Raw genomic sequence first — 21580 nt, 5'->3', positions numbered from 1 at the left:
GATGAATAGTAATGTCACAACCAAACACAGAAAATATGCAGGGTTATTATCTATTATCCCAGGCTTTGGGCAATTTTATAATAAACAGTTTATAAAAGGAATCATTTTCTTGGTATTAACGGTCGCATTCTTCAGTAGCTTCTCTCAAACGCTAAACTGGGGATTCTGGGGCCTGATCACACTTGGAGAAATACCGGTTCTTGATCATTCCATATTCTTATTAATCGATGGCATTATTGCATTGTTGGTAGCAATCATCGGTCTTGGAATTTATGCATTTAATATTTATGATGCTTATAACAATGGAAAAAAACGAGATGAAGGGTTCCTATTAAATAGCGTGAGGGAGCAGTATCATAATCTATTGGATAACGGTTTTCCTTATCTAATGATTTCCCCTGGATTTTTATTATTAATCTTCGTAGTTATTTTCCCAATTATCTTTGTAATCCTACTATCATTTACAAACTATGATTTATATCATTCTCCACCTGCAAAACTGGTAGATTGGGTAGGCATACAGAACTATATTGATATATTCAAATTAGATCTTTGGAGATCAACATTCTTCGGTGTACTAGGTTGGACAATTGTTTGGACATTTGGAGCAACGACATTACAAGTTGCTATTGGAGTTTTTCTCGCAGTTGTGATCAATCAAAAAGATTTAAAAGGAAAAGCATTTTTCCGTACTATATTAATTTTACCGTGGGCAGTACCCGCATTTGTATCGATTTTAATATTTTCAGGTATGTTCAATGAATCTTTTGGTGTCATTAACACGCAAATACTCAGTATGCTAGGCATTGACGCTATTCCTTGGATGACCGAAGAATTATGGACTAGATTGGCACTGATCCTAATACAATCATGGCTAGGCTTCCCATTTATATTTGCAATGACAACTGGGGTGCTTCAATCAATTCCCGATGAACTATACGAGGCTGCAAATGTGGATGGTGCCTCTATATTCCAGAAATTCCGTGGTATAACTTTACCAATGGTGCTTTATGCAACTGCTCCAATTCTCATTACACAGTATACATTTAACTTCAATAATTTCAATGTCATCTTCCTTTTCAACGGTGGAGGTCCAGCTATACCAGGGCAAAATGCTGGTGGAACAGATATCTTAATCTCTTGGATTTATCAATTGACGATGACTTCTGGACAATATGGGAAAGCTGCAGCAATTACAATGCTCCTATCACTTATCGTTGTAGCAGTAGCATTATGGCAATTCAAACGAACTAATTCATTCAAAGAGGAGGATATGATGTAATGACTAATAAGACTGAAAAAATTATCAGACTGTCAGTTTCTTATCTTATTCTTCTAATTGCAGTGATAATAGTTATTTACCCTTTGCTATGGGTTGTAGGCTCTTCTTTTAACCCAGGGCAAAGTCTTTCAGGATCTAAGATGTTTCCTAATAATCCTACATTTAAGCACTATATGAACTTATTTGATACTGAAAACTCAAATTATATTTTATGGTACTTAAATTCGATGAAAATTAGTTTAATAACAATGGTATTTGCGGTTATAAGTGTAGCGTTTACTGGTTATGCATTCTCACGCTACCGATTTATCGGAAGAAAAAATGGTCTTCTAACCTTTCTAGTCCTACAAATGATACCAAACTTCGCTGCGCTTATTGCAATCTTTGTACTTGCCCAACGAACCGAACTTTTAGACACACACGTCGGGCTAATAATTATTTATGTAGGCGGCCAGATACCGATGAATACTTGGTTGATGAAAGGATATTTGGATACAATTCCAAAAGAACTGGATGAATCTGCACGTATGGACGGAGCTGGCCATTTACGAATTTTTTGGCAAATCATTTTACCTTTAGCTAAGCCAATCATAGCAGTGGTAGCACTGTTTTCATTTATCGCTCCATTTGGTGATTTCATACTCGCGCGTATTATGCTACGCACGGAAGAAAAATTTACAATGGGTGTCGGTTTATACGAATTGATTTCTAAACAATTTGGTAATGAATTTACTACTTTCGCTGCGGGGTCCGTATTGATCGCTATTCCAATTACTATACTTTTCCTTTCATTCCAAAAATATTTTATCTCTGGTCTTACTGCTGGGGGTACAAAAGGTTAATAACCATAAAGGAAAGAAGTTGCGAAGGATGACCATGACAAAAAGTGGAATGATATTCGTTTTGATATTGCTTTTAATGGCCATTTTAAGTCCACTGACAGCTCTCGCAAGTGAGGAGCGAAAGATGCAGGATGAGGTTATTTACAGTATTATGGTGGACCGATTTAATAATGGAGATACGAGAAATGATCACGATGCTAATATAAATGATCCACTTGCGTATCATGGTGGAGACTTTAAAGGAATAACAGAGAAACTTGCTTATATTAAAGAAATGGGTTTTACAGCTATTTGGTTGACACCCATTTTCAAGAATATGGATAAAGGGTATCACGGCTATTGGATAAAGGATTTTTATGAAACAAATGAGTATTTTGGTTCGATGGAAGAATTTAAAATGCTTGTAGAGGAAGCTCACAAACTGGATATAAAAGTGATTCTCGACTTTGTTGTTAACCATGTTGGACCAAATCACGAGTGGCTTAATGATCCTACTAAAAAAGAGTGGTTTCATGAAAACAAGTCCATTTCCAATTGGAATGACCAACAAGAAGTAGAAACTGGTTGGTTATATGATCTGCCCGACTTAGATCAAGACAATCCAGAGGTTAGTAAGTATCTATTAGATGCTGCAAAATGGTGGATTCAAGAAACAGACATCGATGGCTATAGACTAGACACGGTAAAACATGTTCCAAAGGAATTTTGGACAGAATTCTCAACTGAAGTGAAATCAGTGAAAGAATCGTTCTTTTTGATAGGTGAGGTATGGCATGATAATCCCAATATCATAGTTAGTTATCAGGATACTGGTATCGATGGTTTTATGGACTTTTCCCAAAATGGAACTCTAAGAACCGCTTTTGAAAAATCCAATCAATCACTAGGTTGGTTATTTTCAAATAATGAGCGAAATAATAAATTGTTTGAACGTCCAGAACTGCTTGGTCAATTTATCGACAATCATGATATGCAACGATTCACTAATTTAGCACTCCTGAAAAATCAGGAGCCAATAGAAAGGTTAAAGCTTGGTTTAACTTATATGTATTCTGCTCCAGGCATTCCAATCATCTACTATGGAACAGAAATCGCTTTGGACGGAGGAACTGATCCAGATAATCGTCGAATGATGAATTTTGAGGCAGATGATGAGTTGAAGGAGTATATAAAGAAACTCGGTGCAATAAGACAGGAGCAGCTGCCACTAACTAGAGGAGATATGGAGCTTTTAGTTGATGACGCTGGGTGGACTGTCTATAAAAGAACCTATACTGATGAAACGATATTAATAGCAATCAACAATACCTCGGAAGCTCAAAACGTAATGTTGAAAGAGATAGAATCAGGAAAAGAGTTACAAGAATTATTAGCTGGCGGACTAGTTATGCCAGATGAGGATGGGTATACGATTCATTTGGAAAGTGGCCAGTCCGAAATATATAAGCTAGTGGATCAACAGAATGACAATCGGTTAACTGCAGGCATTTTGTTGGCGAGTATTATTTTATTATTATTGATCATTTTCATTTGGTTCAATCGATCAAAACGAAATAAGGTGAAATAGAGACTGATTAGATATACTCGAACCAAATAGTTGTCAAGACAGACAAAAGAAAGAGCTGCACGAGAGGGGTACTTCAATCATGAAAGAAAAATGGTGGAAAGAAGCTGTCAGTTATCAGGTATATCCAAGAAGTTTCATGGATAGCAATGGTGACGGAATAGGTGATTTACGAGGAATTATTACTAAATTAGATTACTTGAAGGACTTGGGTGTAGATGTTATTTGGGTCAGCCCGTTTTATAAGTCTCCTAATGCAGATAATGGATATGATATTAGTGATTATAAGGGCATTTCAGAGCAGTTTGGAAACATAGATGATTTTGATGAGTTATTAGAAGAAATACACGCAAGAGGTATGAAACTAATTCTTGACCTGGTTATCAACCATACAAGCGATGAGCATCCTTGGTTTATTGAATCACGTTCTTCTAAAGAAAATTCTAAAAGAGATTGGTATATTTGGAAGGATGGTAAGGGTGATCAAGAACCAAATAACTGGGAAAGTATTTTCTCTGGTAGCGCATGGGAGCTTGATGAGCTGACTGATCAATACTATCTTCATTTATTTGCAACGAAACAGCCGGACTTGAATTGGGAAAATACGGACGTTCGAAATGAGCTTTTTAAAATGGTCAATTGGTGGCTTGATAAAGGAATCGATGGTTACCGAGTAGATGCAATCAGCCATATTAAAAAGCGTGATGGATTGCCGGATATGCCAAATCCCAATCATGAAAAATATGTTTCGTCATTTGAGATGCATACGAACCAACCTGGTATACAAGAGTATTTAAAAGAGTTAAAGGATGAGACTTTTGCTAAATACGATATTATGACAGTCGGTGAAGCAAATGGAGTAGGGATTGACGAGGCGGATGAGTGGGTTGGTGAAGAGAATGGGAAATTTGATATGATATTTCAGTTTGAACATCTCGGCCTTTGGAACAAGGCACTAAATAACTCAGTAGATGTTATTGCTTTGAAGCAAGTTCTTACGAAATGGCAAAAAGGGTTGCACAAAAAAGGATGGAATGCTCTATTTCTTGAAAATCATGATCAAACTCGAAGTGTTTCGAGCTGGGGAAATGATAAAGAATATTGGAGTGAAAGTGCTAAAATGCTAGCGGGTTGCTACTTCCTTATGCAAGGAACTCCATTTATCTATCAGGGACAGGAAATTGGAATGACAAATGTTCAGTTTCCATCTATTCACGATTACGATGATATTGGCATGAAGAACTTTTATGATTTAGAAATAGCAAAAGGTAAACCGCATGAACAGGTAATGGAAATCATTTGGCGTAATGGCCGTGATAATTCAAGAACTCCTATGCAGTGGGAGAGTTCTTTAAACGGTGGATTTTCAGAAGGTGTGCCATGGATGAAGGTTAATCCGAATTATGTGACGATTAATGTAGCTAATCAGCTAGAGGATAAGGACTCTATTTATCATTTCTATAAAAAAATGATTCAAGTAAGAAAAGAAAATCCGGTATTTGTTTATGGAGAATATGATGTAATACAAGAAGAGCATCCTGATGTATATGTATACACACGTGTACTGGATGATCAGTTTGCGATTGTTTTATGCAACTTTAGACAATATAGTTCGGAGTTTAGTTTAAAACATCTTCCACAACGCAGCACTGAACTATTATTATATAATTATAAAGATGCACCGGAGCAGCTATCAGAGACTATTTCTCTAAATCCATATGAAGTAAGAGTATACTTATATAAGTGAATTAAAGAGATTAAAGGAAATGAAAGAGAGTGAGGAATTTCTAATGGCGATAACAATCAAAGATGTGGCGAAACTGGCCAATGTTGCTCCTTCGACTGTTTCTCGGGTGATTGCTAACAGCCCCCGTATAAGCGAAAACACAAAGAAACGAGTAAGGGACGCAATGGATGAACTTAAATATCATCCTAATTTTATCGCCCGTAGTCTAGCTAGTCAATCAACTAAAGTGATAGGTCTAGTTTTACCTCACTCATCTGGCGTATTTTTTCAAAACCCATTCTTTTCAGAGGTCATACAAGGATTAAGCGAGGGTGTACACGATAATCACTACGCACTACAGATGACTAGTGGAAAAACAGAGCTCGATTCCTATGAAGGTGTCGTTCAAATGGTTCAAGGTGGAAGAGTAGACGGTATTATCCTCCTTTACTCCATGATTAATGATAAAATTATGGAGTATTTAACAAAAAGAAAATTTCCTTTTGTTGTAATCGGAAAACCGTATGATCTAGTTGATAAAATTACCCACGTTGATAACGACAATTACATGGCTGCAAAAGAAGCTACCGAATATATAATAGGACTTGGTCATTCAAAAATTGGTTTTATAGGAGGAAGTCCAAGTTTAACGGTTACATTAGACCGTTTACAAGGGTACAAAGAGGCTTTAAAGGCATCTGATATAGATTTGCAAGAGAATTATATTATTCATGAAGACTTTCTACGTGAAGGTGGACAGGAGGCTGTCAAAGCACTTCTAAGAAGACCTATTCCCCCAACAGCCCTACTTGTTACGGATGATTTGATGGCGGTTGGTGTAGTGAATTCACTCACTGAAATGCAAATCGATATTCCAGCTGAAGTATCTATTGTTAGCTTTAATAATGCATTGTTTGCAGAGATGTCCAGACCACCTCTTACATCTATTGATATAAATATTAAAGAACTAGGTTACCAAGCGGCAAGTAGTTTAATTCAATTATTAAAAAATGAAAATGAACCAGTTAAACGAATTATAGTACCTCATAGACTAGTTGTAAGACAATCATGTGATGTAGCACCTAATAAATAAAAGTTAAGACCTAAATGTTGGAAGTACATATACTTAAAATAAATATATAATATTATTATGTAAACAAAATGTAGCGTAAAAGGAGAATTTCTATGTTTTCATTCAAAATAAATGACAAAACTTACTTAAAAATGCTCGATTTACGGGACACTGAACATGTGTTCGCATTAACTATTCAATCTAAGGATACGTTAAGAGAGTGGCTTCCATTTATTGATTTTACGAGGACTTCTGACGATACGAAGAATTTCATCCAATCAACTATGAAGCAATTTAGTGATAATAACGGTTTTCAGGCTGGGATTTGGTATGATGGAAGCCTTGCTGGTGTAATTGGATTCCATAAAATTGATTGGAACAACAAATCAACCAGTATAGGCTATTGGTTAGGAAATGATTACGTTGGATTAGGATTAATGACAAAATCAGTGGAAGCATTTGTGGATTATGCATTATTAGAATTACAATTAAACCGCGTAGAAATTCGCGCAGCTGTACAAAACAAAAAAAGTAGAGCTATCCCTGAAAGACTTTGCTTCAAGGAAGAAGGATGTGTAAGGCAAGCGGAATGGCTATATGACCATTATGTCGATCATGTGGTTTATGGAATGCTAGCAAGTGATTGGAAAAAGTAAAATAAAACCCTGATGTAACAGCTCTAATGCTACATCAGGGTTTTATTATTTATACGTGTAGTAGTCCTGGGCATGAACAATTTGAAATCCAATTGATTCATATAATTTTAAAGCATGTGTATTTTCTGTTTCTACTTCTAAATGTACAGTATTACCTAGAGTTGAATATTTTTTAACTACATATTGCAGTACTTTACGTCCAATTCCTTTACCACGGAAGTGGGGAAGCATACAAAATCCGTAGATCCAAGCTTCGTTATCTTCTACTTTTACTCGTATCTTACCTACAGAATCCTCCTGAACATCAATAATGTACACGCTATTGTCCATTTCAGTATCTACTCTATTTTCTATTTCTAAAGCACTTTTTTCATCTAATCCAAAAGATTCGACATTCAACTGAATGCGTAATGAAAGATCCTTTTGTTCAGCTATTCGTAAAGCGAAGCCCGTAACTTCTTCTAAATCCTTTTGTTCCCATTTCATTTGATGCTCAGAAAAGCTATAAACTGCTTTATTGGCCTCCAAAAATGCTTTTGCTTCTTCGGAACCTGCGGGAGCATTTAACAAAATTTTATGAAAGCCCTGTAACTTTGCAAAAGCTATAGCTTGTGTAAATTGCTTGGAGAAATGGTGTTTTCTACGTTCTCGTGGTTTTACCATGCCACAAACCTCCACAGTCGTACCAAAGGGGTATAAACCCAGAAAAGCGATCAGCTCATCCTGGTCATACACGAGGAAATCATAATTATTGTCGGAACGACTTTTTAGCATATCCCAATTTAACTTAAGCTGAATATTGTCATGTATTTCACATTCTTTTTGTAGTGCTTCGATGTCTTTTAATTGTTTTGTAGTTAACATAGATACTCCTTTATGAACAATAATGTTTTTGAGACAATTTCATAATTACTTGTTTCAATAAAAAATGTGATATCACGATTATTTAATCGTTTTTCAAAATGTCGATATTTTTGATTGAGGCCGTGCCGTGGAAAGCATCCGCCTGTTTCTGCATCGCTACGCTAGCTTCGAAAAATGCAAAGGCGTTGGAGCAGAAATCAACTTTGTTTGGATTTCACTTTTTAATATGCTTTTATGAAATTAATTCACTTAATAAATATATAACGAATCCCACTAAAATAATATGTTTTTTCTGAAAATAAAAAACCTTGGTGAAAAAGAAACCTGGACCTTTAAAGGAGAGTAGCCATAGAAACAACCTTGATTTCCGCTACGGCGGAATCTATTCATACAGAAATTGCCACCGAAGCTAGGGGCAATTAGTACAGATGACAACAACGAATACAGTTTGCTATTATCCCTTCATTCTAAGCGATAGGCTATGCTAAATCTCACTAAATGTACTACTCACTTCATTGATTGTAGTAAAGAGCGGCGACTCCGGCGGGATGAGCGAGACAGATGAAACATCACAAACAACGCGTTAGCTACGGTGATGGTTCATCGCTCCCCCCGTGGAAGGCGTCCGCCTAAAACGGAAATCACAGGATTATTCATTTGTTAACGTAGGATGAAACAAGTGTTTACTTTCCATATACTTTATAGATAAAAAACCGTTCACTAGAGAATCCCTCTAATGAACGGTTCTTTTATCTATAAATTTTAGTGCATCACTGGGGCAATTATGAACAACCCTTTTGCCATCTTCTCTAAGTGCACCATTTGGATAAATCCAGGGCTTTTTGTTTACGTTAAAAACAGAAGGGAGGTATTTAATACAGTTTGCAGCATGGGTGCATTTTGTTGGATGAAAGTATATGTCTATTTCATCCCCATGATATTGTTTATAACCTTGTTTAACTAAGTTTTCTTCTGTGTCTGCCACTGCTTTACCTCCTTTACTTACACTTCAATAATTATAGGAAGTATCATAGGTTTTCGTTTCGTGCGACTATACAAAAGCTTTTCTAGGGACTTTTTAATGTTTTGCTTCAAAACTCGTTGGTTTCTATTTGTATCTCTTGTTTTTGACACGGTGGACCGAACATTTTGATTGACTTCATGTATAAGTCCCTCAGATTCAGGTCCATATACAAATCCACGTGAGATAGTATCAGGGCCTGAAATAATTTTGCCATTGGCTTTACTTAATGTAGTAACAATAACTAACATCCCATCTTCTGAAAGCAATTTTCTGTCACGTAATATAATTTCTCCAACGTCTCCAATACCAAATCCATCAACAAACACATTTCCAGCTTCAACGCTTCTTGTTTGGACAGCCTTTTCATTTACAAGGTCTACTACATCTCCATTTTGAATGATAAATATATTTTTGCGTTCTACGCCAACTGATTCTGCTAAAAGTTGGTGATGATGTAGCATCCGATATTCACCATGGATAGGGATGAAGTATTTTGGTTTCATCAATGTGAGCATAAGTTTTAGCTCTTCTTGACAGGCATGACCAGAAACATGCATACCTGTGACATTACCGGAACCATAAATAACGTGGGCACCTAACGTATATAAATTGTCAATAATTCTGGTTATGCTCTTTTCATTGCCAGGGATTGGCCCAGCAGCGAAAATCACTGTATCCTCGGGAAGTACCTCAACTTGACGGTAGCTTGAACTTGCCAAACGAGACAAGGCTGCCATCGGTTCTCCTTGACTTCCCGTGCATAATATCACAATGTTTTCAGGATTCATTGTATTTATTTCATTTTGATCAACAAGCATTCCTTCGGGAATATTTAAATATCCTCGATCCATAGCTACGGACACTACATTGACCATACTTCTACCCAATAAAGCAAGTTTCCGATTTGTCTTGATAGCTGCATTCACTATTGTTTGTACCCGATGTACATTAGAAGCAAACGTGGAGATGAAAATCTTTCTAGGTGCTTTTCTAAACGCTTCTTCTACATGCTCAGCAATTTTACGTTCGGATGGAGTAAAGCCTGGTCTTTCTGCATTAGTACTTTCTGAAAGGAGCAATAATACGCCATTTTGGCCGAGCTCTGCCATCTTATGAATGTCAGGATTCTGTTCATCTACAGGTGTCATATCAAATTTAAAATCTCCTGTATGTACAATTGTTCCTTGAGAGGTATGAAAAGCAATTCCTAAACAATCTGGGATACTATGGCTTACACGGAAGAAGGACGTTTTTATTGTTCCAAGTCTTAGCTTGGAGTCCGAGTCTATTAAAAATAGTTGTGTATTTCTTAATAATCCATGCTCCTTTAATTTGATTTCAATTAAACCTAACGTTAAGTTGGTTGCATATATCGGGATATTAAGTTGTTTAAGGAAATAGGGAATACCCCCAATATGATCTTCATGCCCATGTGTAATGATTAAAGCCCTTACTTTATCCTCGTTCTCCAATAAATAGGAAATGTCCTGAATGATTAAATCTATTCCTAGTAAAGTTTCATCTGGAAATTTAGACCCACAATCAATTACAACAATATCGTCATCCGTTTGTATGACATACATGTTTTTCCCAATTTCATTTATTCCACCTAATGCGAAAATCGATACTTTATTGTTTTCAGTGCTCATAGTTATCCTCCCATTCAAAATAGCTATACTAAGTATTGCCTTTTATTCTATTTTTATAAGGAACTTTTTAATTTACTTGAGGTGAGTAGGAGGGAAGTATAAAGGGAGGGCAATACTTAATAATTCTTAGAGAGGTCCATGCGAGAACAAAGGCGCAGAGCGCTACATCGACTGAGCGAAAAGCATCCGCTGTAGGGGAAATCAACGGTTTTTCTTATGACTAAAAAAGAATGATTGATCGTGAAACATATCACGACCAACCATTCTTTTTTAGTTATTTACTCCGGAGGTAGGACTCGAACCTACGACCAACCGGTTAACAGCCGATTGCTCTACCACTGAGCTACTCTGGAATAGAAGAAGACTTACAAAACTTAATATGAACTATTTATCATTAAAGTATACAAGGTATTTTTCAAAAAACATAAAAACGAAAAATTATTTAACTATTAATGCGGGACAATGCACACGTTTCATCACTGTATGACTAACACTTCCTAGTACCATTTCTTGTAATCCATTCAATCCTCTGCTTTCCGATTACAAGTATGTCTACTTTCTGTTCATTTGCATAGCGAACAATTTCTGGTCCTGGTGCCCCTTTTAATATAGTTATCTTATAATTTAAATGTTCGTCAATTAATAATTGCTCAAGGTTAGCAATTTTACGTCTACGTTCAATTAATAAGGATTCAGAGGACCTGGAATGAAGAACATCTTGTTTAGATTTCTCAATATCCACAACCATCACTAACTCTAAAATAGAATTTATTGAGTTTTTTGCTAATTTAATGCAGCACGAACAGAGTTTTCTGAGCCATCAGCTGCCAAAAGAATATGTTGATACATGGCATTTCCTCCTTAATGTGAAGTAGATATACCTAATAACTTTTGATAAAGTGTTTCACTTGCAGGATTTAAACCTTTTACAGTAATTTTTTTGCCTTGTACTTCTAACTTCGTAACTACTTTGACGATAGCTCCAACAGAGGATTCATCCCATAAATGGCTACTAGATAAATCTATTGTAATATGATCAGCAGTTGCTTGTTCGATTGTTTGGACGAAATGCTGAGTAGAAGCAAAGAAGAGAGGACCTTCAATAATATATGTCCCATCTTGTTCAGTTATTTTAACCTTTGAAATGGAAGCAACGAAGAACAGTGCACTTAAAATAACTCCAACTACAACACCAATCGCTAAATTATCTGTATACACAACAATTGCAACGGTAACAAGCATGACAATAGCATCTGTCCTAGGTGCCGTCACCACGTATTTAAACGAACCCCAATCAAATGTTCCAATACATACCATAACCATAATACCAACTAACACAGGCATCGGAATATCTACAACTAAATCTCCCAGAACAATGATTAAAAATATTAAGAACAGACCCGCGACTAAAGTTGAGAGACGCCCACGCCCACCAGATTTAACATTAATCATGGATTGACCAATCATCGCACAGCCAGCCATTCCACCAAAAAATCCAGTGATAAAATTGGCAATACCTTGTCCTCGAGCTTCCCGATTTTTGTCCGATTTAGTATCCGTCATATCATCCACAATTTGAGAGGTTAATAACGATTCTAAAAGACCTACGACTGCTAGAGCTAGAGAATAAGGTAAGATTATTTGAAGCGTCTCTATATTAAACGGTACATCTGGTAGGAAGAAACTTGGTAAACTTTGCGTAATGGTACCTAAATCGCCGATTGTTTTCAATTCTATTCCAAAAATAAATGTAATCGCTGTTAAGATGATAATGGCAATTAGCGGAGCCGGTATCGCTTTAAAAAAGCGGGGGACTGTATACACGATAAATAAAGTAACAGCGACAAAAATATAAGTAATGATTCCTTCTCCTAAAATATGAGGGACTTGTGCCATAAAAATCAAAATGGCTAAAGCATTTACAAATCCAATCATGACCGAATTAGGTATAAAGCGCATAAGTTTTGCAATTTTAAATATGCCCAATAGAATCTGTATAACACCAGTTAATATAGTTGCAGCTAGTAAATAGTTTAGGCCATAATCGGCTACCAAATTGACCATAACAAGCGCCATGGCACCAGTAGCTGCTGATATCATAGCAGGTCTTCCACCGACAAAGGCAATAATAACAGCAATACAAAAAGATGCGTAAAGACCAACCATTGGGTCAACACCTGCGATAATAGAAAAAGCAATAGCTTCGGGAATAAGTGCTAAAGCAACAACGATTCCTGATAAAATATCGCCTCTAATATTTCCAAACCATTGTTGTTGTAATGTTTGCATAAAAGTTCTCCTTCGGATATAGTCAATTATAATGTCCCAAAAGTCTTAGTTGTAGGACAATCTGTCATATCATAACACGACTTTTCCTAAAATGGAATGTTTTTGGGAAATTGGAGGAGAAAAATGAAATACGGATATAAAAGACCATTAACAAATGATGAAGACTCGAAGTGTCAACTAAAAGATATACCAAATATAGAAACCTACACAGAGCATCATCCATATACGAAAAAAAGACATGAATTAGAAGCCTTAGTCATGAAGCTCTCGGATGGTGATCAACTATATGTACAAAATTTTGTTGTACTAGCGGATTCTCTAACACATTTTCAAGATTTATTGCGTGTATTTGAAAGAGACCAAGTTACTGTAATATTTATTGATGAAAACATAAAAAGTAAGGATATTTTATCAATGAATCTTATAGAGGTATTAGAGTTAATGACAGAACTTCAAACAAAAATCAAACGTCATCAATCGATTTTTGGTGTACGTGAGGCACAAAAGAAGGGGAAAATAATAGGACGCCCTAAAAAGTCTGATGATAATTTAAATCGAGCATTTTTCATGTATGAAAGTAAAGAATATACACTTCTGCAAATCAAAGAAGAAACAGGTATTAGTAAATCCACGTTATATCGCTATTTAGACCAGTTTAAGCAGTAAAGCTGGGTTAAGTCTAAAAATATGTATAAGAGCGGTCAAATAGATAGATATAGCGTAAAAACATCTAACATTAGAAAGTTGTGAAAATCATGTGGAAAGTAGTAAATGGAAAGTTAATACAAACAGTCGATGAAACTAGAACAGAATATAAAACTCGAATAAGTGCTAGTTTAATAAAAAAGCTTAAAATAATGGCAGAACAATCAAATTCGCATATTAGCTATTTATTAGAAAACGGGTTTAAAAATATATTAAGTGAAAGTGCAATAACTTATGATAAGAAAAATAGACCAAAAGATCGTGTAGAATTTCGAACAACATGTGATAAGGACACACTGGCTAGTCTAAGGTTACTAGCTAAAAACAATAAGTTGAATCTAAATGATGTAATTGAAGCGAGTATTCCGTACATAGATCAAAATAATGTAAAACATGCAAATTGGAGATATAGGATAGAAAAGGAGTGAAGAAGAGTACTATTACTTTATCATAAAAAAGGGATGTGGTCATAATATATATTATACTAAGTTACGTTTCGTTATAGAAGTATACTAGAAACAGTGAGATAAAAGAGAAATTTTTGTAAATGGCCTAAAAATTCCTTTCACTAGTGCAAAGACAAAATGTATTTTAAAAAGGATAAAAATTAATCTTTTGTCTTCATTATAATAATGCACAGACTCAAGAATTAATTGAATTTCATGACAAGATCTTTTCATTTAGCAGCAAAATCATTTATAAAATAAATTTTATGTTCATCTTGTGTTTCAGTTCTATTTCAGCTATTTAATACGAATGCATTTCCATTTCCCCTTTATACAAAATTTACAAGGGCAAGAATGTCTAAAAAAAGTGTAGAATTTCTTTACTAATATATTTCCTTGCATCCCCTACCTCTTCAATTGAGACTATTTACTGTGTTTCTACTTAGCTATTATCTCCAATAAAATGGATCCTATAGTTTGATCATATCAAGAATTTTTTATAAAATGGTTTGAACATTTCGAGTAATCCTTCTTTAACTAATGCACACCGTTAGTCGAATAATCACACAATAGCATTAAGTTCAAATTCCAAAATGTATCATAAATTTATTTTGTTCAGTTGCTTGTAAAATTTTCGAAGCCAGTATATTAAGTTCAACAGATTCTTTAAAATGCCCTGAAGACGTGACAATCTCATAAAATAATGATAATGACTCAGGCGGAATAATTGTAATTCCGAAATAAGATAAACCAAATTCTGGGCGATTAAATGAATGAAAGTATGTTTTCATGATAGATAAATGTTTATTTACACTGTTCATAATATCATCATCAACAGAAATACAGTTGTATTTGTGTGGTTCATAATCAATGTAATCTTTCCACTTGTCTAAACCATCAAGTATCCTAAATTCATGAACACAAGGCATAGCCTCCACCCTCTCATAATGAATCATTTTGTTAACAAAACTGCTGTGTAAGTTTAAGTGTAACATTTGGTCATAGAAAAACTGCACTCCAATTGTTAGATATTGTCTAACAATTGGAGTGCAGTACAAAAGGATGGTCTCAAACCGTTAGTGGAATAAAATAAAAATGCTTTTGTTTCACCAATGTCTTGGTTTCTCTAAATAATTTGGAATTTTGGTATGAATATCCCCAATTGCTGAATTGATTTGTGACTGTGTAAGAAAGAGAGCATATGTTAAATCAGCACCACTTAAATCTGCATCTCTAAGGTCAGCCCCTATAAAATCAGCCTTTCTCAAATTACTATTTCTTAAGTTTGATGCTATCATTAACTTTCCACGAAAATCTTCACCTTGTAAGTTTAACCCTTTTAAATTTGCTCCTAAATATTCTACATCTTTCTTGATCTTTTTCTTATTGCCTCTATTATTGATCTCACTTCTATACATTTTGCTTGTCTCTACTAATAGAGCATTGACATTGCTTCTATGTGCTACGATATCTATTTCTAAAATTTCTTTTGGACTTTTTTCAGTTAGCTCAACTGTTTTTTCGTAAATCATTTGCAGACTGGTTTGTATTGATTGGGTTTCCTTTAGAGTCAAGGCATGTTTAAGGTACCAGAGCATTTCATGTAGTTGTTGCACAAGTGGAAATACAGCAAACATTTCTTCGGCATATTCAGCATCTTCACGCCAGTCTCTACCATGATAAATAGACTGTGAAACATGCTGACCAGCACCGAAACACTCATAAGAAACACAACCACGAAAGCCTTTCTCCCTTAATTGGTAGTGTATAGCACACAAGTTATTTGAACATAAATTCCGGCAAGGATTTCCACTATCTTTGTTAAAAGGAAAATCAGCTGATTTTCCATAAGGTAAGGCTACACAACATAATCCAAAGCAATTATTACAATCCGACTTTAAATCATTAAACATTTTTCAGCACTTCCTATAATTCACTTTTATTTTTTCAAGTTTTCACCAAATAGCGAACAGTTAATAAACTTCCAACAGTCCAACTTAATCGCATATTCTTCCACAAACCTGGATCTTAAGCTAAACAAGAAAAGAGAGCTATATTATCATCTCTATATTTCACTGAGCCACCCATTGCTTGTATTGGATTTTTATTTATTACTTTCACTTAATTTCGTTTTTGTGAAAAGGCCTGCAATAACTGTGATAATTCCACCTAACAATATAATAAAATAAAAAAGCATTAAAGTTGCTGTTCCTTCTATTCCTTGAAGCACCTTAGTTTCATGTAACAAAGGTAAAAATAAAGGATACGTTAAAACCGATAATATCAATATAATACCATTTATTATTCTATTTAACTTATTCCTCTTAGTTAGATACAAAGATAAACAAACAATTGCAAGTGCTAATATTATAAAAATGGGTAATATCATTTAAGAAAACCTCTCTTATATACATATTTCACAGCTTAAATGAACATTGTTGAATTTTACCTCTGCTTTTGTCCAATAAGAACTATGTGGAATTCACTTTAATATTATTACTCAGGATATTTTGAAGTAAAATATTCCATTCCTTCTTCATCAACTATAATTCGTTCTCCTATTTTTTGAAACTCTAATGTTAAACCAGCTTCAGCAGTAATATAATACCTAGCCTATTTACGTTTGTTTCACTTATTTTGTGTAGCGCTAAAAATACTAATACCAGATACTACACATAGCAATAACAGTAATAATAACCTTAGCCAATCCATTGTAAGCCAAAAGCCTCCGCCATCAACAATATCAGGGCTTAAACCATACTCATCAACAAAAATACCTAAATTCCAAAATAATTTTACCGAAATAAGTAATGAAAAAAGACTTAATAAAAATACTATAATTGATAATTTTCGTTTTCCCATGTAAAAACCCCTTTTTGTACAAATTTCGTCACATAATTTTATCTAACTTTACCATGAAAATCCATAGTTCATGTTGAAGTATTATATTGCGTTAGTTCAACAAGAAAAATCAGCCGCACTCCATTAGTTTAACAAGGGATTTCAATATTAGAGGGTTATATTATTTATACTTTTTGGAATATACAAACTCTGTAATCGGAAGTGTTACAAATGTAAGACCAACCACAATAAGCAATGGAAAGTTCTCAATATCATTAAAATTAGTTACTCCTTCAGAGATAAAAAGAATTAAACCTGACAACACCATTAACACAAAATAACCTATCTTTGCACTTTGGGTTTCAATATGCTTGTCTAATTCGTCTTTCTCATTAGCACCTTCGTGATTACCCCAATTAAGAGAATTAAAAAAATATGTTAAGGCAAGAAAACTAAAGAATATAGAATTACCATCTATAGTTCCATATCGCCCCCATCTGTATATGGTGGTTCCCGCTAATATACAAAATAACGTAAAGCTTAAAATAACAATGATTTTTTTTGATTTATCCATTCTTTTTTCCTCCATTCACCAATGGTATAAATAAATCCTCCATAGTGATTCCTAAATACTTTGCAATATCAAATGCCAACTGCAAACTTGGATCATATTTATTGTTCTCAATAGCGTTAATCGTCTGCCTACTTACATTACATAACTCTGCTAATTTCCCTTGTGAAAAACTGTTTTTTTCTCTGTACTCCTTAATTCTATTTTCCATTCCATATTCCACCGCCATATTCTCAAGGTGTAAAAAACCTTTTACACCTAAATAATAAAACAAGACAAATAAAGTGTCAAATATATTTTACACCTTCATTGTCTTGTATGTTATTAAAAACATAACTATTTTCACTTAGTAAACTGTGTCGTTAGTTCAATGCGATTGGTCATAGTGTTCATTAAATTCGATAATTTGTTTTAAGCTATAAGTTTGATTTCTCCTCCATCATTTAAATAATCGACACCAATTAGTTATTTTCAGAAACGCTTTACAATCTGATGGAATTATTAACCCTGTTTGTTTCTCAATTTAGCCGACGATTCTTGTTAAGCTAACCTGCTGCTATAGATTATTAAGAAAAAAAGAGTCGCCTAAGCAACCCAATGATCCACTTCGCAATCTTCTTTAAAAATATGTAAGGTAACTCTCAATCAGACAACCAAGCAGCCCAATCAATAAATTGTTTTTTGAATAAGAATCATTCCAAAAATTAAAGCCCACAATATAATACTGAAAATTAATCAGTTAAATAGCCCCACGAAAAACTTATTTTCCAAATAACCACTCCTTATAATGTAAAGGAGTGGCGATTGCAACTTCACTAGTTAAATTTCCATAATAAAAAGAACGTTCCTAATGGAACGCCTTTATCAATGATTATTATGTGTACTCATAGCTTGTTCAATACTAGAATAAGTTTTTATATCCTTAAAATCAATCCCTAGTTGTATTGTTGTTTGTGCGATACTTGGACTCACTCCTGATAATGATGTACTTACTCCAATTAATTTTAGCGCATTGATCATCTGAAAAAGTTGATGTGCAACCATTGTGTCTACAACTGGAACACCTAACAAATCAATGTATAAGTGATTGATTTGCAATTTAGCACATTGTTTTAGTGTTGATTCTAAAATTACTTTGGCTCTATTTGTGTCAATTTCTCCAACTAGTGGTAACAAAGCTGTGGTGCTCTTTAATTTAATGACTGGTGCACTTAGTTCAATAATCATCTCTTGTTGGGATTATTGTGCCTTTTGGTCCTCCGCACAGAACCTCGCGATATCAATACCAGTCTGCTATACATTTCCGCCACTCCGGCATATGGGACTTTCACCCGTTAGATAAAGGCGAGCCAAGCGCAAAAGTAGTTACTCTACTCTGCTGGAGTAAAGTAACTACTTTTCTTATTATTATACAGTTTCGACATCTTATCGACAAACAAACTATTTCCATATACTTTGCGATAGCCAAACCACATTCGGGTCCTTGGTAAAATTAGCTACATTGTACAAAAATAACACTTCTGAGATCTTATGATCATTCAAATACGTCAGCACATCCCCATGATAATAGCGGAGATCAACTATATGGATTTCCCCAAAGTGATTCGCTAAAAAAGGGATGAACGCATGTGCATAAGAGTCTTTAATTACCGCTAACTTTCGGTCATTCTTGACTCCTGTTTTGATCGTGACAAGCGTATGATTACCATCAAGGAATAACGAATACTTATCTTTCTTATCGAGATAATCCCATTCATACAGTGAATTCGACTGCTTGCCATCTTCATAAGTCACCGTTTGAGTAGCCTCAAATTTTGGCAAATAGACATCAATCTTGTCCGCCTTAATGTCAATTGTATTGGCCTTAGCGTGCAATGTGCCATAAAAACTGTCCGATACCGTTTTAATCTGAAAATCATCTTCTTCATACGGTTTGATGCCCATGACTTTCGCGGCTTCCCTATAAGCAAAATAGGCACCACGCATCGTCCAATGGTGGTCAGTTTTGAAGTAAATCTCCTCATTGCTATGTAATTTGAGCGCATCGTATACATCAATCACTTCCACAAAAGAAGCTAGTTCTTCTTTTGTGGTTTCATATGCATCTACTTCGCTTGCAGTTTGTGCAAAAAGCGGCAACTTATCCTCATAGAATGCAACCGCGGTTGGAGCCAACAATACATATGACTGTATCCCCTTCGCATAGGCTGCAAAATTTTTCACGTAGTCTATGTTTTTATCAAACTGATCGCCAGTTTTTTCAAACGACTCAATGAGAATTCCATCTTTGCCAAAGAACACTCCGTTATTTTCTTTTTTCAAGGAAGCCCTTTCCGCCATCGCCTTTAGCTTCACCCAGTTATCCTTCCAGACAAACTGATCAGACAGATATGTCTCAAAACGCGTCGTGAACTTACCAGAAATAAAATTATCCACTGTCCATTCAGGCATTTGTGCTAATGGACGGTTTTCCCTCTCTGAAAAAGAACGGTCATTAGACACTATATTGAATAACCCAATTCCAAAAATAAATAGAAGAAACACACCTACAAATATTCTTTTACGTATCGTCAATGCATTACCTCCTAGAAACGAAAATAAAGAAATGGGTTGTACGAATCATCCACTAAATAAGCAGTCGATAATACGAGAATAACTAAATAAAATATAGGAATCACAATATCGTCAATTATTTTATGCCAACGGTTTAGTCTAGTCCTCAACACTTTCCAAATTGGAATCATCCCCAAAAACGCCAATAAGAAAAGGATTGCATTGGTGTATATGTCATACATGAATCTCTCATTTCCCAATGCTTGTCCCGAAAAACCAAACATGATTTTCAAATAGGCCAGGCTCATGGAAAGGTCTTCAAAAACGAATAATGTCCAACTTATCATCACAATGACAAACGCGTAAATATGTTGAAAAATTGGATGTATTTTCTCAAGCAGCACCAGCAGTCCTGCCTTTTCGATCGCAATTACTACACCAAAGTACAGACCCCAAGCCACGAAATTCCAAGAGGCACCATGCCATAAGCCCGTCAGACCCCAAACGATGAATAAGTTTAGGTAGAGTCTGTACTTCCCTTTTCTACTGCCACCGAGCGGGATATACACATAGTCTCGAAACCAGGTACCAAGTGTCATATGCCATCTTCGCCAGAACTCCGTGATACTTCTCGAAACAAACGGATAATTGAAGTTTTGCGGAAAACTGAAGCCAAACATTTTCCCCAAACCAATCGCCATATCTGAATAACCACTAAAGTCGAAAAAGAGCTGTAATCCAAACGCTGCAATCCCCATCCACGCTGACAGTACTGATAATTCGGCAGGACTTTGCTGCTGAATTTCACTCCATAGAAATCCAATACTATTCGCAAGCAATACCTTTTTTCCAAGACCAATTAAAAAGATTCTAACACCATCTGAAAATTGATCCAGAGTGACTCTCCTATTTTTCAACTCGTGTTCAATAATTTCATAGCGGACAATAGGTCCCGCAATAAGCTGTGGAAATAAACAAATGTACAACGCAAGCGTGAACGGATTTCGTTGTGCCTTCACTTTTCCACGGTACACATCAATTGCATACGACATTGTTTGAAACGTGTAAAAAGATAAACCAATAGGTAGTGGAAGATCGAGTGTATTTAGCTTCAAACCCATTAAGTTGTTTATATTATCAATAAGAAAATCAGCATATTTGAAAAAAGATAATATACCTAGATTGATAATAATCGACGACAATAGACCGAGCTTTGCTTTGAACGGCGACGTTAAACGATACTTTTGAATAAACAACCCGTGAAGATAATCTATTACAGCCGAAAAAATCATTAAAAAAATATAAATAGGTTCTCCCCAGGCATAAAAAAACAGACTCACAACAAGAAGAATACCATTTTTCATCTTTCTTGAACCACAAAAATAAAGGAGCAATGTAGTTGGTAAAAAGAAAAACAGAAATAATATGCTACTGAATACCACACAACCACTCCTTAGTTTCTGCTATGTTATGTATAAAGGTGCTTCTTTAGCGCC

At 35.1% G+C, this 21580-nt stretch carries 20 protein-coding genes, 1 tRNA gene and 2 pseudogenes; 8 read left to right on the top strand and 15 right to left on the bottom strand.

Annotated features, from left to right (window positions below):
- The first annotated feature begins 1 nt into the window (after position 1).
- The 6 genes from KD050_RS00325 (at position 2) to KD050_RS00300 (ending at position 7142) form a co-directional block, all read left to right on the top strand.
- Complete coding sequence (locus tag KD050_RS00325; protein ID WP_211894302.1) at positions 2–1282, top strand: carbohydrate ABC transporter permease; 1281 nt, start codon at positions 2–4, stop codon at positions 1280–1282.
- Positions 1282–2124 carry a sugar ABC transporter permease gene (locus KD050_RS00320; RefSeq protein WP_211894301.1) on the top strand — a complete coding sequence of 281 codons (843 nt, stop codon included), beginning with the start codon at positions 1282–1284 and terminating at the stop codon, positions 2122–2124. The genes KD050_RS00325 and KD050_RS00320 overlap by 1 nt, the downstream gene beginning before the upstream one ends.
- 34 nt (positions 2125–2158) lie before the next feature.
- Complete coding sequence (locus tag KD050_RS00315) at positions 2159–3691, top strand: alpha-amylase family glycosyl hydrolase (RefSeq protein WP_211896155.1); 1533 nt, start codon at positions 2159–2161, stop codon at positions 3689–3691.
- Positions 3692–3770: 79 nt separating this feature from the next.
- Positions 3771–5435 carry a glycoside hydrolase family 13 protein gene (locus KD050_RS00310; protein ID WP_211894300.1) on the top strand — a complete coding sequence of 555 codons (1665 nt, stop codon included), beginning with the start codon at positions 3771–3773 and terminating at the stop codon, positions 5433–5435.
- Positions 5436–5478: 43 nt separating this feature from the next.
- Positions 5479–6507, top strand: a complete 1029-nt coding sequence (locus KD050_RS00305) for a LacI family DNA-binding transcriptional regulator (RefSeq protein ID WP_211894299.1) — start codon at positions 5479–5481, stop codon at positions 6505–6507.
- Positions 6508–6599: 92 nt separating this feature from the next.
- On the top strand, positions 6600–7142 hold the full coding sequence (locus tag KD050_RS00300; RefSeq protein WP_211894298.1) for a GNAT family N-acetyltransferase: 543 nt from the start codon (positions 6600–6602) through the stop codon (positions 7140–7142).
- Between the two features lie 45 nt (positions 7143–7187).
- On the opposite strand, the gene KD050_RS00295 is transcribed toward KD050_RS00300, so the two are convergent.
- The 6 genes and pseudogenes from KD050_RS00295 to KD050_RS00270 all read right to left on the bottom strand — a co-directional run bounded on the left by KD050_RS00295 (position 7188) and on the right by KD050_RS00270 (position 12968).
- Complete coding sequence (locus tag KD050_RS00295; protein ID WP_211894297.1) at positions 7188–8006, bottom strand: GNAT family N-acetyltransferase; 819 nt, start codon at positions 8004–8006, stop codon at positions 7188–7190.
- 733 nt (positions 8007–8739) lie between these two features.
- Positions 8740–8991 carry a (4Fe-4S)-binding protein gene (locus KD050_RS00290; protein ID WP_211894296.1) on the bottom strand — a complete coding sequence of 84 codons (252 nt, stop codon included), beginning with the start codon at positions 8989–8991 and terminating at the stop codon, positions 8740–8742.
- Positions 8992–9008: 17 nt separating this feature from the next.
- Positions 9009–10679, bottom strand: a complete 1671-nt coding sequence (locus KD050_RS00285) for a ribonuclease J (RefSeq protein ID WP_211894295.1) — start codon at positions 10677–10679, stop codon at positions 9009–9011.
- A 281-nt stretch (positions 10680–10960) separates the two neighbouring features.
- Positions 10961–11032: transfer RNA gene (locus KD050_RS00280), tRNA-Asn, on the bottom strand.
- 85 nt (positions 11033–11117) lie between these two features.
- Positions 11118–11528 (bottom strand): annotated as a pseudogene (locus KD050_RS00275) (universal stress protein).
- Positions 11529–11540: 12 nt separating this feature from the next.
- Positions 11541–12968, bottom strand: coding sequence for a SulP family inorganic anion transporter (locus KD050_RS00270; protein WP_211894294.1), 1428 nt, complete (start codon positions 12966–12968; stop codon positions 11541–11543).
- A gap of 123 nt (positions 12969–13091) precedes the next feature.
- Here KD050_RS00270 and KD050_RS00265 point away from each other — a divergent pair, with 123 nt between their 5' ends.
- Positions 13092–13634 carry a recombinase family protein gene (locus KD050_RS00265; RefSeq protein ID WP_211894293.1) on the top strand — a complete coding sequence of 181 codons (543 nt, stop codon included), beginning with the start codon at positions 13092–13094 and terminating at the stop codon, positions 13632–13634.
- A gap of 89 nt (positions 13635–13723) precedes the next feature.
- A complete protein-coding gene (locus KD050_RS00260; RefSeq protein ID WP_211894292.1) occupies positions 13724–14101 on the top strand; it encodes an rRNA methyltransferase in 378 nt (125 codons plus the stop codon).
- Positions 14102–14700: 599 nt separating this feature from the next.
- Here KD050_RS00260 and KD050_RS00255 read toward each other — a convergent pair.
- The 9 genes and pseudogenes from KD050_RS00255 to KD050_RS00215 all read right to left on the bottom strand — a co-directional run bounded on the left by KD050_RS00255 (position 14701) and on the right by KD050_RS00215 (position 21526).
- The gene (locus KD050_RS00255) at positions 14701–15048 is read right to left on the bottom strand and encodes a short-chain dehydrogenase (protein WP_211894291.1); all 348 of its coding nucleotides are present in this window, start codon (positions 15046–15048) and stop codon (positions 14701–14703) included.
- A 177-nt stretch (positions 15049–15225) separates the two neighbouring features.
- Complete coding sequence (locus KD050_RS00250) at positions 15226–16032, bottom strand: pentapeptide repeat-containing protein (RefSeq protein WP_211894290.1); 807 nt, start codon at positions 16030–16032, stop codon at positions 15226–15228.
- 191 nt (positions 16033–16223) lie between these two features.
- On the bottom strand, positions 16224–16508 hold the full coding sequence (locus KD050_RS00245) for a hypothetical protein (RefSeq protein ID WP_211894289.1): 285 nt from the start codon (positions 16506–16508) through the stop codon (positions 16224–16226).
- Between the two features lie 239 nt (positions 16509–16747).
- Positions 16748–16981 carry a hypothetical protein gene (locus tag KD050_RS00240; protein WP_235753884.1) on the bottom strand — a complete coding sequence of 78 codons (234 nt, stop codon included), beginning with the start codon at positions 16979–16981 and terminating at the stop codon, positions 16748–16750.
- A gap of 160 nt (positions 16982–17141) precedes the next feature.
- The gene (locus tag KD050_RS00235) at positions 17142–17534 is read right to left on the bottom strand and encodes a DUF2178 domain-containing protein (RefSeq protein WP_211894288.1); all 393 of its coding nucleotides are present in this window, start codon (positions 17532–17534) and stop codon (positions 17142–17144) included.
- Positions 17527–17742, bottom strand: a complete 216-nt coding sequence (locus tag KD050_RS00230) for a helix-turn-helix transcriptional regulator (protein ID WP_211894287.1) — start codon at positions 17740–17742, stop codon at positions 17527–17529. The genes KD050_RS00235 and KD050_RS00230 overlap by 8 nt, the downstream gene beginning before the upstream one ends.
- Before the next feature lie 653 nt (positions 17743–18395).
- Positions 18396–18770: pseudogene (locus tag KD050_RS00225) on the bottom strand (STAS domain-containing protein); the annotation flags it as partial.
- 201 nt (positions 18771–18971) lie between these two features.
- Positions 18972–20105, bottom strand: a complete 1134-nt coding sequence (locus tag KD050_RS00220) for a DHHW family protein (RefSeq protein ID WP_211894285.1) — start codon at positions 20103–20105, stop codon at positions 18972–18974.
- An 11-nt stretch (positions 20106–20116) separates the two neighbouring features.
- Positions 20117–21526 carry an MBOAT family O-acyltransferase gene (locus KD050_RS00215; protein WP_211894284.1) on the bottom strand — a complete coding sequence of 470 codons (1410 nt, stop codon included), beginning with the start codon at positions 21524–21526 and terminating at the stop codon, positions 20117–20119.
- Positions 21527–21580: the final 54 nt, after the last annotated feature.

The organism is Psychrobacillus sp. INOP01 (genome assembly GCF_018140925.1).
GTDB lineage: Bacteria > Bacillota > Bacilli > Bacillales_A > Planococcaceae > Psychrobacillus.
Note: the sequence above shows the minus strand (reverse complement) of the source record. Positions and strands in the feature narration are given on the sequence as shown.

What these genes read in the sequence shown, in the direction of transcription:
- KD050_RS00325 (WP_211894302.1), top strand. Translation starts at nt 2, where the DNA reads ATGAATAGTAATGTCACAACCAAACACAGAAAATATGCAGGGTTATTA.
- KD050_RS00320 (WP_211894301.1), top strand. Translation starts at nt 1,282, where the DNA reads ATGACTAATAAGACTGAAAAAATTATCAGACTGTCAGTTTCTTATCTT.
- KD050_RS00315 (WP_211896155.1), top strand. Translation starts at nt 2,159, where the DNA reads ATGACAAAAAGTGGAATGATATTCGTTTTGATATTGCTTTTAATGGCC.
- KD050_RS00310 (WP_211894300.1), top strand. Translation starts at nt 3,771, where the DNA reads ATGAAAGAAAAATGGTGGAAAGAAGCTGTCAGTTATCAGGTATATCCA.
- KD050_RS00305 (WP_211894299.1), top strand. Translation starts at nt 5,479, where the DNA reads ATGGCGATAACAATCAAAGATGTGGCGAAACTGGCCAATGTTGCTCCT.
- KD050_RS00300 (WP_211894298.1), top strand. Translation starts at nt 6,600, where the DNA reads ATGTTTTCATTCAAAATAAATGACAAAACTTACTTAAAAATGCTCGAT.
- KD050_RS00295 (WP_211894297.1), bottom strand. Translation starts at nt 8,006, where the DNA reads ATGTTAACTACAAAACAATTAAAAGACATCGAAGCACTACAAAAAGAA.
- KD050_RS00285 (WP_211894295.1), bottom strand. Translation starts at nt 10,679, where the DNA reads ATGAGCACTGAAAACAATAAAGTATCGATTTTCGCATTAGGTGGAATA.
- KD050_RS00270 (WP_211894294.1), bottom strand. Translation starts at nt 12,968, where the DNA reads ATGCAAACATTACAACAACAATGGTTTGGAAATATTAGAGGCGATATT.
- KD050_RS00265 (WP_211894293.1), top strand. Translation starts at nt 13,092, where the DNA reads ATGAAATACGGATATAAAAGACCATTAACAAATGATGAAGACTCGAAG.
- KD050_RS00260 (WP_211894292.1), top strand. Translation starts at nt 13,724, where the DNA reads ATGTGGAAAGTAGTAAATGGAAAGTTAATACAAACAGTCGATGAAACT.
- KD050_RS00255 (WP_211894291.1), bottom strand. Translation starts at nt 15,048, where the DNA reads ATGCCTTGTGTTCATGAATTTAGGATACTTGATGGTTTAGACAAGTGG.
- KD050_RS00250 (WP_211894290.1), bottom strand. Translation starts at nt 16,032, where the DNA reads ATGTTTAATGATTTAAAGTCGGATTGTAATAATTGCTTTGGATTATGT.
- KD050_RS00245 (WP_211894289.1), bottom strand. Translation starts at nt 16,508, where the DNA reads ATGATATTACCCATTTTTATAATATTAGCACTTGCAATTGTTTGTTTA.
- KD050_RS00240 (WP_235753884.1), bottom strand. Translation starts at nt 16,981, where the DNA reads ATGGGAAAACGAAAATTATCAATTATAGTATTTTTATTAAGTCTTTTT.
- KD050_RS00235 (WP_211894288.1), bottom strand. Translation starts at nt 17,534, where the DNA reads ATGGATAAATCAAAAAAAATCATTGTTATTTTAAGCTTTACGTTATTT.
- KD050_RS00230 (WP_211894287.1), bottom strand. Translation starts at nt 17,742, where the DNA reads ATGGAAAATAGAATTAAGGAGTACAGAGAAAAAAACAGTTTTTCACAA.